Genomic DNA, 14,090 nt, shown 5'->3' on the forward strand with positions numbered 1-14,090 from the left:
CTGGAACCGCGTGCGGTGGTTGTGGCAAGCGACCAGCGGCTGAAGCAGGCAACCTAAGATGGCTGCTATGACGGAACATGCCCGGGCAGAGGTTGCCGGAAAGCTCGAACAGGTGATTGCGGCCCAACTGCGGCACTACCGCACCTCCCAGGGCCTGTCCTCCGCCGAGCTTGCCTCCCGCACCGGGATGTCCAAGGCGATGATCTCAAAGATCGAAACTGCCAGTACGTCCTGTTCCTTGACTACCCTGCAGCGCCTCGCCGACGGGCTTAGGATCCCCGTCACCGCGCTGTTCCGCGGCGCGGACACAGACCGGGATGCCACCTTCACCAAGAATGGCGAGGGCAGCCTCACCGTGCGCAGCGGCACCCAGCACGGGCACGAATACCGCGTGCTGGGTACTTTAAAGGGCCGCACGGATGCGCTGGAGCCCACCCTGGTGACGCTGACGGACGCCTCGGATGTTTTCCCGCTCTTCCAGCACCCGGGCACCGAGTTCATCTACATGCTGGCCGGCAGGATGGTCTACGGCCACGGCCAGTACGAATACACCATGGAGCCTGGTGACTCACTGCTTCTCGACGGCGAAGGCCCCCACGGCCCGCTCGAACTCCAGGAACTGCCCATCCGGTTCCTGGCCGTGGCCGCCAAGTAGGAACACTTGTAAAGCTGCGGACCGGCCGGGGACCGAACGCCGCACGTGCGCGGTAGAGCTTGGGCGGCTGGGATGCGCCCCTTTCTGCGCCCTTTGCTGCCTGAATGCTCCTGCCTAAGGCGCGGACGTGTCCTTTCCAGCCGGACCCCGCGACATCCAGATTTAACAAATCCTGCGCTCGCTTGAAACAGACCTTTGACTACTGTGGTTCAACAAGGTTTCATAGGAAGCAACAGCAAGCGAACAGGACAGTTCCGATGACTAGTCTCGCGACACCTGAAGTACCAACAGAAGCACCTGTGGCGGAGAGCGCCCGCCGGATTTCCCTCGCAGACATTGCGCGTGCCCACGGCGTCCGCTTCCTGCTGGCCACCTTCGTGGACATGACGGGCAGGCCCTGCGCCAAGCTGGTCCCCGTGGAAGCCGCCGACGAACTGGAAAACGGTGCCATGGGCTTCGCCGGGTACGCCGCCGGGCTGATGGGCCAGAAGCCGCAGGACCCGGACCTGATCGCTGTCCCGGACCTCGCGTCCTTCACCCCGGTGCCCTTCATCAAGGAGGGCCTGGCGATCATCCACTGCGATCCGCACGTTGACGGCGCGCCCTGGCCCTACGCCCCGCGCGTGGTCCTGAAAAACACTTTGTCCCGCCTGGCGGAGAAGGGCATGCAAGCAAAGGTGGGCGCCGAGGTCGAGTACTTCCTGGTGACAAAGAACGACGACGGGACGATCAGTACCGCGGACAGCAAGGACGACTCACCCCGCCCCTGCTACGACGCCCGCGGCGTCACCCGCATGTACGACCACCTCACCTCCATCTCCGATGCCATGAACAGCCTGGGCTGGGGCAACTACGCCAACGACCACGAGGACGCCGCCGGCCAGTTCGAGCAGAACTTCAACTACGCGGATGCCCTCACCACGGCTGACCGGGTGGTGTCCCTCCGCTACATCCTGAACATCCTGGCCGGGCAGCGCGGCATGACCGCCACGTTTATGCCCAAGCCCTTCACTGACCGGACCGGCACCGGCCTGCACTTCCACCTGTCACTGTGGTCGGGTGCCGAGCCACTGTTCCCCGCCGCGGGAGCGGACGACGGCGGCCGGGGCCTTGGGCTTTCCGGCCTCGCCTATTCGTTCATCGCAGGCATCCTGGACCACGCTCCCGCGCTGCAGGCCTTCCTCGCGCCCACCGTGAACTCCTACAAAAGGTCTGGTGCCACCACCAGCTCCTCCGGCGCCACCTGGTCGCCGCGGAAGGCATCCTTCGGCGGAAACGACCGCACCCACATGATCCGGGTGCCGGACAACAAGCGGATCGAGCTGCGCTCCGGTGACGGCTCGGCCAACCCGTACCTGGCCATCGCGGCGGCCATTGCCGCCGGGCTGGACGGTGTGGAGAAGTCCCTGGACCCGGGCCAGCCGTCCGGGCCGGGGGAGTCCAAGCCCGACGCACACCTCCTGCCGGCCACCCTGCTCCACGCCGTCGAAGCGCTGCGGAAGGATCCCGTGATCCTGGCCAGTCTCAGCGGCGACCCCGCCATCGGCAGCTACTACGCGGACGCCAAGGAAGAGGAGTTCCTGAGCTGGCACAACCAGGTCAGCGACTGGGAAATCCGCACCTATTTGACCTCTATCTGACCCACTACCCACACGTAAAGGACCACCATGTGCGGAATTGCCGCGCTGCAGCTGCGCAACCCCTCGCTGCATCCCCAGATGGGCAGCCTGCTGTCCTCGATGCTCTGCCAGATCGTGGACCGCGGACCGGACTCCGCCGGCCTCGCCGTCTACAACACCCCCGGCCTGGTTTCTCCCGGTACCTCCACACTGAGCCTGCTGGGCAAGGACCAGGGGATGACGACGGCGTCCATCACCGCAGGCGTCTCCGCGCTCCTCGCTGGTGTGCTTCCAGCAGGTGACGCAGCAGATGCCCGCGTGGTGGGTGATACCACCCTGGTGAGTGCCGCCGTCGGGACTGACCTGCTGGTGAAAGCAGTCAGCGAAACACTGCCCGGCGCGACCATCATCGGGCGCGGCGAGCATGTGGCCGTGATGAAGAGCGTTGGCCACCCGATGGAGATCGCGGCCGAGCACGGACTCGCAGCCATGGCCGGAAGCCAGGGCCTGTCCCACACCCGGATGGCCACCGAATCCGCCGTCACCGCGGGCGGCTCCCACCCCTTCTCGGTCGCCGACGACCTGTGCCTGGTCCATAACGGCTCCTTCTCCAACCACGCCACCGTCCGCCGTGAGCTCAAGCGCGAAGGCGTGGTGTTCGACTCCGAAAACGACACCGAAGTGGGCGCACGGTACGTCGCCTCCCGGCTGAAGCAGGGCGACACCCTCGAGGAAGCACTGGTGAACCTGGGCAAGGTCCTGGACGGTTTCTACACCCTGGTGGTCACCACCGCGGACAGCATGGCCGTGGTCCGGGACCCCATCGCCTGCAAGCCGGCCATCATCGCCGAAACGGACGACTATGTGGCCATGGCCTCCGAGTACCGCGCCCTGGCCGGCCTGCCGGGCATCGACAACGCCCGCATCTTTGAACCGGAACCCGGAAAGGTCTACACATGGTCACTCTGACAGCCCCCGAAGCCCCCGCCGTCGACGCGCTGACGGACACCACGGTGGACCTCGCCACCCGCACCGTCCGCGAACTTAACCAGGCCATCCACGCTGCCGTTGACGGGCAGTCCTGGACTGTCGCCAGTCCCGGCGGCAAGCACAGCCTGGCCGTCGGCATCGACGCGGACATCAACGTGACCATCGAAGGCCACGCCGGCTACTACGCCGCCGGGATGCACCAAAAAGGCGGCGTGACCATCAACGGCAATGCCGGCGTCGGACTGGCCGAGAACATCATGTCCGGCAGGGTGCATGTCACGGGCGACGCCTCCCAGTCCGCAGCGGCTACCGGCCATGGCGGCCTGGTGGTCATCGACGGCAACGCCGGGGCCCGCTGCGGGATTTCCATGAAGGGCGTCGACATTGTGGTGGGCGGCAACATCGGCCATATGTCCGCGTTTATGGCGCAGGCCGGCCGCCTGGTGGTCTGCGGCGACGCCGGTGATGCGCTGGGCGATTCCATCTACGAGGCCCGGATCTACGTCAAGGGCACGGTGGCCTCCCTCGGCGCCGACTGCATCGAAAAACCGCTGCGCGACGAGCACCTTGCCGAACTCGCTGAACTGCTGGCCGCCGCCGGCCGCAGCGACAATCCGGCCGACTTCAAGCGCTACGGCTCAGCCCGGAACCTTTACCACTTCCACGTCGACAACTCGACGTCGTACTAGGAGCCCCCATGACCATCACCTCAGTACCGCTCTCCACCGAAGTACCAGTACAAAACGTTGCGGAATTGGGACTCCGCGAGTCGGCCACCTTTGACCGCGCCACCATCGCCGATATCCAGCGCGCGGCCGCCACCGGCGTCTACGACATCCGGGGCTGGGGCGCCAAGCGCAAGGTCCCGCACTTTGACGACCTGATCTTCCTGGGCGCCTCCATGTCCCGCTACCCGCTGGAGGGCTACCGCGAAAAGTGCGATACCGACGTCGTCCTTGGCGACCGGCACGCCACCCGCCCGCTGCACCTGCAGACCCCGGTGACCATCGCCGGCATGAGCTTCGGCGCCCTGTCCGCGAACGCGAAGGAAGCGCTGGGCCGCGGCGCCAGCGAGGTGGGCACCTCCACCACCACGGGCGACGGCGGCATGACGCCTGAGGAGCGCGGCCAGTCCAGGCACCTCGTGTACCAGTACCTGCCCTCCCGGTACGGCATGAACCCGGACGACCTGCGCAAGGCCGATGCCATCGAGATCGTGCTCGGCCAAGGCGCCAAACCGGGCGGTGGCGGCATGCTCCTGGGCCAGAAGATCACCGAACGCGTGGCCGGAATGCGCACCCTGCCGGTGGGCATCGACCAGCGCTCGGCCAGCCGGCACCCCGACTGGACCGGCCCGGACGACCTGGAAATCAAGATCGGGGAGCTCCGCGAGATCACCGACTGGAAGACGCCCATTTACGTCAAGATCGGCGCCTCCCGGCCGTACTACGACACAGCGCTCGCCGTGAAGTCCGGCGCCGACGTTGTGGTGGTGGACGGCATGCAGGGCGGAACTGCCGCCACGCAGCAGGTGTTCATCGAGAACGTCGGCATCCCCACCCTCGCCGCGATCCCGCAGGCTGTTCAGGCCCTGCAGGAACTCGGGGTCCACCGCAAGGTCCAGCTCATCGTCTCCGGCGGCATCCGGACCGGGGCGGACGTGGCCAAGGCCATGGCCCTCGGCGCGGACGCAGTGGCCATCGGCACGGCTGCGCTGATCGCACTCGGCGACAACGATCCCCGCTACGCCGCTGAGTACTCCGCCTTGGGCTCCGCCGCCGGTTTCTACGACGACTTCCAGGACGGCCGCGACCCCGCCGGCATCACCACCCAGGATCCGGAGCTGTCCTCCCGGCTGGATCCGGTAGCCGCCGGCAAACAGCTGGCCAACTACCTCCGCGTCCTCACCATGGAAGCGCAGACCATCGCCCGGGCCTGCGGAAAGTCGCACCTGCACAACCTCGAACCTGAGGATCTGGTGGCGCTGACTATCGAGGCCTCCGCCATGGCCCGCGTGCCGCTGGCGGGCACCAGCTGGATCCCCGGCCAGGGCAGCTTTTGATGCCTGGAGCCGCTTCTGACTCCTCCGACTTTGTGGTGGTGGGCGCCGGCCTGGCCGGCGCTGCCACCGCCTGGCAGCTCGCCGCCCGCGGCCACCAGGTCACCCTCCTGGAACGCAGCACCCCTGCCGCGCACGACGGCAGTTCGCACGGCTCCGCCCGGATCTTCCGCTATGCCTACCCGGACCCCTTTTATACCCGGGCAGTCCTGGAGTCCAAGGCGCTGTGGGACGGGCTGGCCGCGGCCTCCGGAACCACCCTGATCACTCCGTTCGGCGCCGTGGACTACGGCCCGGAGCGCAATCCCCGCCTGCTGGCTTCGGTGCTGGCGGCCGAAGGGATCGAACACGAACTCCTGTCCGCCGCGGACGCCCGGGAACGCTGGCCGCAGATCGCCTTCGATACCGAGGTCCTCTGGCATCCCGGGGCCGGGGTGATCGACGCGGAAACCGCGGTGAACGCGATGGTGAGGCTCGCCGTCGGGCACGGCGCGCGGCTGCTGACCGGCTGGGAGCTGGACAGCGTGGAACGGACGGGTGCGGGTTACCGGCTGCATTCCTCAACAGGGGAAACGGTGGACGCCGGCAACGTGGTGATCAGCGCCGGCGGCTGGCTCCCGGGGCTGCTGGGACGGTTGTCCCTCCCTCCAGGTTTCCGGGCGGCGCTGCCGGAGTTCACCGTCCGGCAGGAGCAGGCGTTCCACTTCAAATACCGGGATCACGACGGCGGCGCGGCTTCAGGCGGCACCGGCCGGGGTACCGCGGGCTGGCCCACGTTCATCCACAAGGCCGCCGACATCCAGGCCTACGGGCTTCCCGGCGGACGCGACGCAGGCTTCGCGGGGCAGAAAGTGGCCGAATACAACGGCGGGAAACTCATCCCGTCCGCCCGGGAGCAGACCGGTGAAGTGGATTCCGCCAACCGGCGCCGCGTAGTGGATTACGTCCGCCGCTACCTTCCCGGCCTGGACCCGAATCCGTACGCGGAAACCACCTGCCTGTTCACCAACAGCCCCGGCGAAGACTTCGTCATCGACCGCGCGGAGAACCTGACTGTCCTCTCGCCATGTTCGGGGCACGGCGCCAAGTTCGCGCCGCTGATCGGCCAGTGGGCCGCGGACCTGGCCACCGGTGCCGGGACAGTTCCCGGCCGGTTCCGGATGACATCGTCAACAGCTGTGACCACGTAGAACGGATACCAGTGAGTCTTCCACAGACCGTACCCATGGCGGAGGCCCTGCCGTCCGCCCGAACCAGCGCATCCACTGTGAGCAGCCTGCTGCAGGATATCTCCGCCATCGGCAGGGACACCTCACGCGGCGGCTACTCGCGGCCGGTGTTCTCCACCGCCGAGACGGACCTGCGCGCCTGGTTCATCGAGCAGGCCGAACGGCGCGGACTGGACGTCCATACCGATCACAACGGCATCATCTGGGCCTGGTGGGACACTTCCGCCGGCACCCGGAGGGACGCCGTGGTGACGGGCAGCCACCTCGATTCGGTTCCGGGCGGGGGCGCGTATGACGGCCCATTGGGGGTCGCCTCGGCGCTGGTCGCCGTCGACATCCTGAAGGCCCGCGGGCTCCGTCCCCGGCGGCCCCTGGCCATCGCCGTCTTCCCCGAGGAGGAGGGCTCGAGGTTCGGGGTGGCCTGCCTGGGTTCCCGGCTCCTTACCGGTGAACTGGACCCGGACAAGGCGCGCCGGCTGAAGGACCCCGACGGCAACACCTATGCGGACGTCGCGGCCGCGAACGGACAGGATCCGCGGCTGATCGGCGCCGACTACAAGGCCCTCCAACAGCTTGGCCTGTTCGTGGAGCTGCATGTGGAGCAGGGCAGGGGACTGGTGGACCTCAACCAGCCCGTGGCTATCGGCTCGTCAATCCTGGGGCACGGCCGCTGGAAGCTGAGCATCACCGGCCAGGGCAACCACGCAGGGACCACCCTGATGGCCGGCCGCAAGGATCCCATGATCGCCGCTGCCAAGATCATGGTCGGCATCCGCGATACTGCCCGGAAGTACCGGGATGCGCGGGCCACTGTAGGCAGGATCCAACCGGTACCTGGCGGGACGAACGTGATCGCGTCCCGAGTGGACCTGTGGATCGACGTCCGCCACCCGGACGACTCCGTCACCGCAGCCCTGGTGGAAGCCATCCGGCTGAACGCCGGGATCTTCGCCGCGGAGGAGGGCTGCACGGCAAGCCTGGCCACGGAATCGCTGAGCCCCACAGTGCATTTTGACGCCGGCCTGTGGGACCGGCTGCAAAAACTGCTTCCCGCCGCGCCGGTCCTGGACACCGGAGCAGGGCACGACGCCGGTGTGCTGGCTTCACACATCCCCACCGCCATGCTCTTCGTCCGGAACCCCACCGGCGTCTCGCACTCACCGGACGAACTGGTGGAGGACTGGGACGCCGAGGAAGGCGCCGTGGCGCTGGCTGACTCGCTGGCCGGGCTGCTGGGCGGGGCCCGTGCCACTGGCTAGGGCCGCCGTCGTGCGCTGCCGTAGAGGTCCCGGCAGCCCTCCCGTGCGCTTGGAGGGACAGCTGAAACTCGCAGGCGGACGACTGAAACGATCATTTTACACATCGGAAACCCAGCCAAAAATGCCAGTCATACAGTTGGAACCAGACGGCAATGGCCGCCCTCCGCTGAACGTGGAATTCATCCCGCGTCCCTCCTGACGGATCGGCTCTGACGGCAACTTACCGTTCTCTCTTCTTCGCATCACGAAAGGGGTTTCCCATGGATTCGGGAAATGTCGCTTGGATTTTGGCCAGCTCCGCGCTGGTCTGCATGATGATCCCCGCCCTGGCCCTGTTTTACGGGGGCATGGTGGGCTCACGCCGCATCCTCAACATGATGATGATGTGCTTTGGCGGCGCCAGCCTGGTGGCCGTCCTCTGGGCGCTGTTCGGCTACTCCATGGCTTTCGGAAACTCCGTGGGCGGCATGGGACTCATCGGGGACGTTACCGAGTTCCCCGGCATGGCGCAGCTGCTTCCCGCCGATGATGGGGCGTCCATCCCGGTGATCCTCTTCGCCGCATTCCAGCTGTTCTTCGCGTGCGTCACCACGGCACTGGTTGCCGGAGCCGCGGCCGGCCGGATGAAGTTTGGCGCCTGGATGCTGTTCGCGGGCATCTGGGCCACGATCGTCTACTTCCCCATCGCGCACTGGGTATTCGCGTTCTCCTCGGCTGACGGCAGCACCGTTGGCGGCTGGATCGCCAGCGGCATCAAGGCCATCGACTTCGCCGGCGGCACCGCGGTGCACATGAACGCCGGCGCTGCCGCACTGGCCCTGGCGCTGGTCCTGGGCAAGAGCTCCGGCTGGCCCAAGGTGGAACACGCCAAACCGCACAGCCGCCCGCTGGTGCTGGTGGGCGCAGGCCTGCTGTGGGTGGGCTGGTTCGGCTTCAACGCCGGCTCTGCGCTTTCCGCTGGCCAGTCCGCATCGGTGGTTTTCCTGAACACCGCTGTTGCTGCTTCCGCCGGCCTCCTGGCCTGGGCACTGGTTGAGCGGGTCCGCCATGGAGCCGCCACCAGCATGGGCGCCGCTTCCGGTCTGATCTCGGCGCTCGTTGCGATCACCCCCGCCTGTGGTGCTGTCAGCCCGCTCGGCGCTGTGGCCATCGGCGCGATCGCCGGGGCCGTGTGCTCGCTCGCCATTGAGCTGAAGTTCCGCCTCGGTTTCGACGATTCACTCGACGTGGTGGGTGTCCACCTCGTGGGCGGCATCCTCGGAACCCTGCTGATCGGCCTGTTTGCCACGGACGCTGCACCCAACGCCGTGAGCGGCCTGTTCTACGGCGGAGGCGTCGAACTGCTGGGAGTCCAGGCGCTGGCCACCGTCTCCGTCCTGGTCTACTCGTTTGGCATCACATGGATCCTGGCGAAGATCCTGGACAAGACCATTGGCCTGCGCATCAAGCCCGAAGACGAAATGCGCGGCATCGACCTCGCCGCCCACTCGGAGCTGGCGTACCTGACGGATGAAGATCCGGTGGAGCTCGGTTCGCCCCAGCGGGTCTAGCGGCCAGTAAAGAATTCCGGGTGGGGGCGCCCGGAATACGAGTCAGGCAAAGGGCCAGGCCTTGGACCGGTGCCAGCACCAGCTGGCTTATAGTTCCAAGGTTTGGCCCTTTGCTGTGCCCGTTTGTTTACCCCTCGCCGCAGACCAGGTTTCCCTCGCGGACTTCCAGTACCGCCGCCCGGACGTGGCTGAGGCGGGTTCGAGGGTCCGGCGCCATGGTATCGATGTCCTCGCCGTTCCAGTGCGGATGCGTGAAGTAGACCAGCACGGCGCGTTCCCTGCCGTCCGCCCCGGGCGGGAGCGGGACCACGTCCGCGTGGCGGCCGACGACGGGCCTTCCGTCCACCGATTCCGGTGAGGTGAGGATGAGCCCGCCCAGGTGGTCCTGCCGGACCCAGCCGCCCGCGCCGTCTTCCGAGCGGTAGATACCCTGGCCGCGCCACTCGTCCACGATCATCCAGAACGTTCCGCCGAGCTGGAAGACCTTGGGCCCTTCATGCGGGCGGCCCGGGATGGTGAGTCCTTCAAGGACCCACGACGACGGGTCCCCGGGTGTGTCACTCACCGCGCTGTACGTGTTTGATCCACGGGCTTCGTCCTTATACCAAAGCCGGTACCGGCCGTCCCCGCAGAGGGCGACGGCGGCGTCGATAACGCGCGGCGAGTCCAGGTCGATGGCGCCCAGGTACTCCCACGTCGCCAGGTCCTGGCTGGCGAACTGGACGATGGATGCGGTCCCGGTCCAGTCGGTCCGCACCCCGCCGAGCACGGTCAGGTACATGATCCACTGGTCGCAGATGCGTACGACGTCGGGGGCCCAGAGGGTGGCGGGCAGTTCAGTGGCGGGCGGGACGAGTCCGTCCACGGTGCCCTGGTAGGTCCAGTTGAGTCCGCCGTCGGAGGACCGGGCAGCGCCGATGGCCGTGCCGTGTACCCATTCGACGCCGGTCAACCCTGGTGCGGTGGCCCGGCGCTGGGTGTAGAACAGCACCCACTCGCCGGTGCGGTGGTCCGGGATCAGGATGGGATCTGTAGGGCCGTCCCAGACGGGGTCGCGGTAGGGGGTGCTGAACGCATCCGGGCGCAGGAGGGGAGGGGCCGGCGGTGCGAGAGTCTGCTGGGCGGCCTGCTGCTGGGACACAGTTTTCTCCAACGTTGTAGTTTTGGTGCGTCCAGCTTACGCGATAGGTGCAGCTGCGAAGGGTTCCCCGCCTATTCCTGGAACAGCCCTGCCAGGTCCTCGGCAGTGATGGCACCGCCGGCCAGGGCGTCGCCCTCCATTACGTCGGCGAACAGCTGCGACTTCCGGGCTTTTAGCGCCATCACCTTTTCCTCGATGGTGTCCTTGGCCACGAGCCGGTAGACCATCACGTTCCGTGCCTGCCCGATCCGGTGCGTCCGGTCCACGGCCTGGGCCTCGGAGGCCGGGTTCCACCACGGGTCCAGCAGGAACACGTAGTCGGCTTCGGTGAGGTTGAGGCCAAAACCGCCGGCCTTCAGGGAGATCAGGAACACCGGTGCGCTGCCGTTCTTGAACTCGCTGACCACGTCGGCGCGGTTGCGGGTGCCGCCGTCGAGGTAGCAGTACTCGATCTTCTCCTCATCCAGCCGCTCGCGGACCTTCCCCAGGAACCCGGTGAACTGGCTGAAGATCAGGGCGCGGTGGCCCTCCGCCACCAGGTCCTCCAGCTGCTCGAACAACACGTCCAGCTTGCTGGACCGGACGGATGCAAGTGCCGGATCAACGAGGGAGGCGTCCAGGCTGAGCTGCCGCAGCAGGGTCAACGACTGGAAGATGGTGAACCGGTTTTTGTTGACGTCCTCGATCAGCCCCAGGATCTTCTGCCGTTCCCGCTGCAGATGGGTCTGGTACACCTTCTGGTGGCGCGGGTTCAGCACCACTTCGAGAATCTGCTCCTGCTTGGGCGGCAGGTCCTTGATGACCTGGTCCTTGGTGCGCCGCATCATCAGTGGACGGACCCGACGGCGGAGCTTGTCCAGCTGCCCCTTGTCGCCGTTCTTCTCCACCGGCTTCTGGTAGTACTCGGCGAAGCGCTTGGGACTGGAAAACAGGCCGGGGGCCACGATCGAGGTGAGGGCCCAGAACTCCATCAGGTTGTTCTCCAGCGGCGTGCCCGTGATGGCCAGCTTGAAGGCCGCCGGCAGTTTCCGGGCACACTGGTATGCCTTGGACTGGTGGTTCTTAACGAACTGGGCCTCGTCCAGCACCAGGCCCGCCCACTGTGTGGACGCGTAGGCCTCGTAATCGATCCGGAACAGCGCGTAGGACGTGATCACGATGTCCGCGCCGGCGAGCGCCTCCGCAGGGACTTGGCTGCTCTTGGCGAAAGTCTCGCTGATGGCGTGGACCTTCAGGCCGGGCGCGAAGCGCGCCGCTTCCAGGGCCCAGTTGCCCACCACGCTGGTGGGCGCAACCACCAAAAAGGGAGCGCCGGCGTCGGACGCTGAACCCTCCGCAACGGCCGGCAGGGCCATTTCCTTCGCCGCGCACATCAGCGCGAGCGCCTGCACGGTCTTGCCCAGGCCCATGTCGTCAGCGAGGATCCCGCCCAAGCTGTGCTTGTACAGGAAGCTGAGCCAGTTGAAGCCCTCCAGCTGGTACGGCCGCAGCTCCGCGTTGAGGGTGGCCGGCAGCGGCAGGCCGTCCACGCCGCCTTCCAGCAGGCCGCCCACGGCGGAGCGCCAGGCGGCGGCCTGCTCGTCCACGATCCCCAGCTGGGTCAGCTCGTCCCACAGGCCGGCCTGGAAGCGGCTGATCTGCAGCGGCGCATCCTTGTTGTCCTGCAGCGAGCGGGCCTCCTCGATCAGGGCGCGCAGCTGGTGCAGCTCGGGCAGGTCCAGGGAGAAGTAGGCTCCGCTGGGCAGCAGCATTTTGGTCTGGCCCGCGGCGAGCGCCGAGAACACTGCGGCGAAGGAGACCGGTTGGCCCTCCAGGGAAATCTGGATGCCGAGGTCGAACCAGTCGCGCTGCTCGGTGGCTTTGGTGGAAATGGAAACCACGGGTGCTTCCTCGGCCTCGCGGTAGTCGGCGATCTCGCCCACCGTGTCCACGTCCACATCGGGAGCCTCGCGCAGCCGGGGGAGCACCTCCTCGGTGAAGGCCAGGGTGTCCAGGCCCTTCAGCTCCACGGACGCAGCGAGCCGGGGGGTTCCCCAGCCGCCGGTGGCGGATTCACCCAGCGCGGCAACCACTTCCCACGGCCGGCCGATGCCTTCCAGGATGCGGGCCTCGGCGGTGTCGTCGCGGTAGCCGTGGTCACCCGGGTGCCGCCACAGCGGCTGGGCGGTGACGAGCTTTCCGGTTTTGTAGTGCCACTCCCAGTGCAGCCGGAGCCTGTGGTCCGCACCGTAGTTGGCGAGCAGCGAGAGCGTGGGGACGGCCAGTGCGGGCAGTGACACGGACTCGTCGCGGGCCGTGACCCGGGCGGTTTGCTTGAGCTTGGGATAGAAGCCGGTGAGGAAGCGTGTCTCGTCCTTGGCGGGGATGTGCAGGGTGCTTCCGGCGGTGACAAACGCCAGCAGTTCTTCGCTCAGGCCGCCCTCAAGCGGTGCCAGCGTGATGATGCCGTCGGGGTCGGGGACTCCCGGCAGGGAGGCTTCGCCGGAGGTGAAGAAGATGCCGTGCGCGGGCCGGCCGATGGTTCCCACGGCGGCCGGATCAACATCCTCCCCCTCCACGGTGATGGTGGGCGCCAGCTCGAGGCCGCCGTCGGACGCCTGCTCCTTGGGCGGGACACCGTGGCCCGCCTCGGGTTCAGCCCCGGGGTTTTCATCCAGCGGGCTTTCAACAGGAGCACCGTAACGGCCCAGGTTAAGGCCGACGGCGGCAGGTGACTCCGCGAGCCGCACGGGTTCGGTGCCCTTGGAGTGAACCAGGGCCAGGCCGATCTTCCCGGCGTCTGCCAGCAGGCTCCACAGGTTCTTTCCGGAATAGGTGTTCAGGCCCAGCCACAGGCCCGAGGAGTTCTGCATCCGGCTGGCCGAGGCGGAGTGGGCGGCCAGGAACTCCTGCATCCACTCCACATGCGAAACGTTGCATTCGCGGCGGAAGTTCAGGTAGCTCAGGGTGTTCCAGGAGACGTCGCCGCGGATCCACTTGCCCTTGGCCCCCATGATGACCGGGCGGGCCTTAAGCTGGCGGACGCTGCGGAGGGGGTCCCGCCGGCCTGTGTAGGAGAAGTGCGGCGCCGGCTCCTCAATCTCGAACTGGAGGGCCAGCGGGACACCGCCGGTGGAGGGTGCGGCGCCGGGCTGGGAGATCAGGGGGCTGAGGGCCTTTTCCCAATCGGACACGGCCGCGGAGGGCTCCCGCGAGAGTTGGGTGGCGGGTGCGCCGCCCGGGGACAGCAGCTGGACGCGGGTGGCCGGATTGTCCTCCGCCGCGAAGAGCAGCGCCGCCACGTGCTTGCAGTCCTTCCGGACCGGGCAGCTGCACACGCCAACCGTGCAGCTCCAGCCGCCGCCCTTGCGGACCAGTTTGGCGGTAGTGGAATAGGGCAGGTCAGCGCCGCCCCGGACCTTGCCCAGCATGAGCCCGGTGGCGGGATCGAAAGAGATGCCCGAAACACGGCTGCCCATGGCGTAGGCCAGTCCGGCGGCCAGGGAACGGTCGTTGATGGCGGGGGTCTGTATTGCCAGTGCCGAGCTTTCGTCCGGGTGGGATGGAATGGCGCGCGCTACTTTCAACAGGCCGCGGCGTGGCCGGGCC

General features: G+C 67.3%; 10 protein-coding genes. 8 read left to right on the forward strand and 2 right to left on the reverse strand.

The window, feature by feature from the left end:
* Positions 1-67: 67 nt before the first annotated feature.
* From FNL14_RS19605 to FNL14_RS19640, 8 genes are all read left to right on the forward strand, one after another.
* Positions 68-655 (forward strand): XRE family transcriptional regulator, encoded by a 588-nt coding sequence (locus FNL14_RS19605; RefSeq protein WP_255470931.1) that lies wholly within the window; start codon positions 68-70, stop codon positions 653-655.
* Positions 656-912: 257 nt separating this feature from the next.
* Positions 913-2,295 (forward strand): type III glutamate--ammonia ligase, encoded by a 1,383-nt coding sequence (glnT, locus tag FNL14_RS19610; protein ID WP_142063500.1) that lies wholly within the window; start codon positions 913-915, stop codon positions 2,293-2,295.
* A gap of 27 nt (positions 2,296-2,322) precedes the next feature.
* Positions 2,323-3,243, forward strand: coding sequence for a glutamine amidotransferase (locus tag FNL14_RS19615; RefSeq protein ID WP_142063503.1), 921 nt, complete (start codon positions 2,323-2,325; stop codon positions 3,241-3,243).
* Positions 3,231-3,953: a protein glxC gene (locus FNL14_RS19620; protein ID WP_142063506.1), complete on the forward strand. Its 723-nt coding sequence runs from the start codon at positions 3,231-3,233 to the stop codon at positions 3,951-3,953. The genes FNL14_RS19615 and FNL14_RS19620 overlap by 13 nt, the downstream gene beginning before the upstream one ends.
* Before the next feature lie 8 nt (positions 3,954-3,961).
* Positions 3,962-5,326, forward strand: a complete 1,365-nt coding sequence (locus FNL14_RS19625; RefSeq protein WP_142063509.1) for an FMN-binding glutamate synthase family protein — start codon at positions 3,962-3,964, stop codon at positions 5,324-5,326.
* On the forward strand, positions 5,326-6,513 hold the full coding sequence (locus FNL14_RS19630; RefSeq protein WP_142063512.1) for an FAD-dependent oxidoreductase: 1,188 nt from the start codon (positions 5,326-5,328) through the stop codon (positions 6,511-6,513). The genes FNL14_RS19625 and FNL14_RS19630 overlap by 1 nt, the downstream gene beginning before the upstream one ends.
* Positions 6,514-6,524: 11 nt before the next feature.
* A complete protein-coding gene (locus FNL14_RS19635) occupies positions 6,525-7,811 on the forward strand; it encodes an allantoate amidohydrolase (protein ID WP_255470932.1) in 1,287 nt (428 codons plus the stop codon).
* A 260-nt stretch (positions 7,812-8,071) separates the two neighbouring features.
* Positions 8,072-9,361, forward strand: a complete 1,290-nt coding sequence (locus FNL14_RS19640) for an ammonium transporter (protein WP_091423315.1) — start codon at positions 8,072-8,074, stop codon at positions 9,359-9,361.
* Positions 9,362-9,488: 127 nt separating this feature from the next.
* Here the strand turns inward: FNL14_RS19640 and FNL14_RS19645 are convergent, their stop codons facing one another.
* Complete coding sequence (locus FNL14_RS19645; protein WP_255470933.1) at positions 9,489-10,514, reverse strand: glycoside hydrolase; 1,026 nt, start codon at positions 10,512-10,514, stop codon at positions 9,489-9,491.
* A gap of 59 nt (positions 10,515-10,573) precedes the next feature.
* Positions 10,574-14,050 (reverse strand): DEAD/DEAH box helicase, encoded by a 3,477-nt coding sequence (locus FNL14_RS19650; protein ID WP_142063593.1) that lies wholly within the window; start codon positions 14,048-14,050, stop codon positions 10,574-10,576.
* Positions 14,051-14,090 lie beyond the last annotated feature (40 nt).

This window comes from Pseudarthrobacter sp. B4EP4b (assembly GCF_006680095.1).
Classification (GTDB): domain Bacteria; phylum Actinomycetota; class Actinomycetes; order Actinomycetales; family Micrococcaceae; genus Arthrobacter.

Coding starts and splice junctions, on each gene's coding strand:
- FNL14_RS19605 (WP_255470931.1), top strand. CDS start 68: ATGACGGAACATGCCCGGGCAGAGGTTGCCGGAAAGCTCGAACAGGTG.
- glnT (WP_142063500.1), top strand. CDS start 913: ATGACTAGTCTCGCGACACCTGAAGTACCAACAGAAGCACCTGTGGCG.
- FNL14_RS19615 (WP_142063503.1), top strand. CDS start 2,323: ATGTGCGGAATTGCCGCGCTGCAGCTGCGCAACCCCTCGCTGCATCCC.
- FNL14_RS19620 (WP_142063506.1), top strand. CDS start 3,231: ATGGTCACTCTGACAGCCCCCGAAGCCCCCGCCGTCGACGCGCTGACG.
- FNL14_RS19625 (WP_142063509.1), top strand. CDS start 3,962: ATGACCATCACCTCAGTACCGCTCTCCACCGAAGTACCAGTACAAAAC.
- FNL14_RS19630 (WP_142063512.1), top strand. CDS start 5,326: ATGCCTGGAGCCGCTTCTGACTCCTCCGACTTTGTGGTGGTGGGCGCC.
- FNL14_RS19640 (WP_091423315.1), top strand. CDS start 8,072: ATGGATTCGGGAAATGTCGCTTGGATTTTGGCCAGCTCCGCGCTGGTC.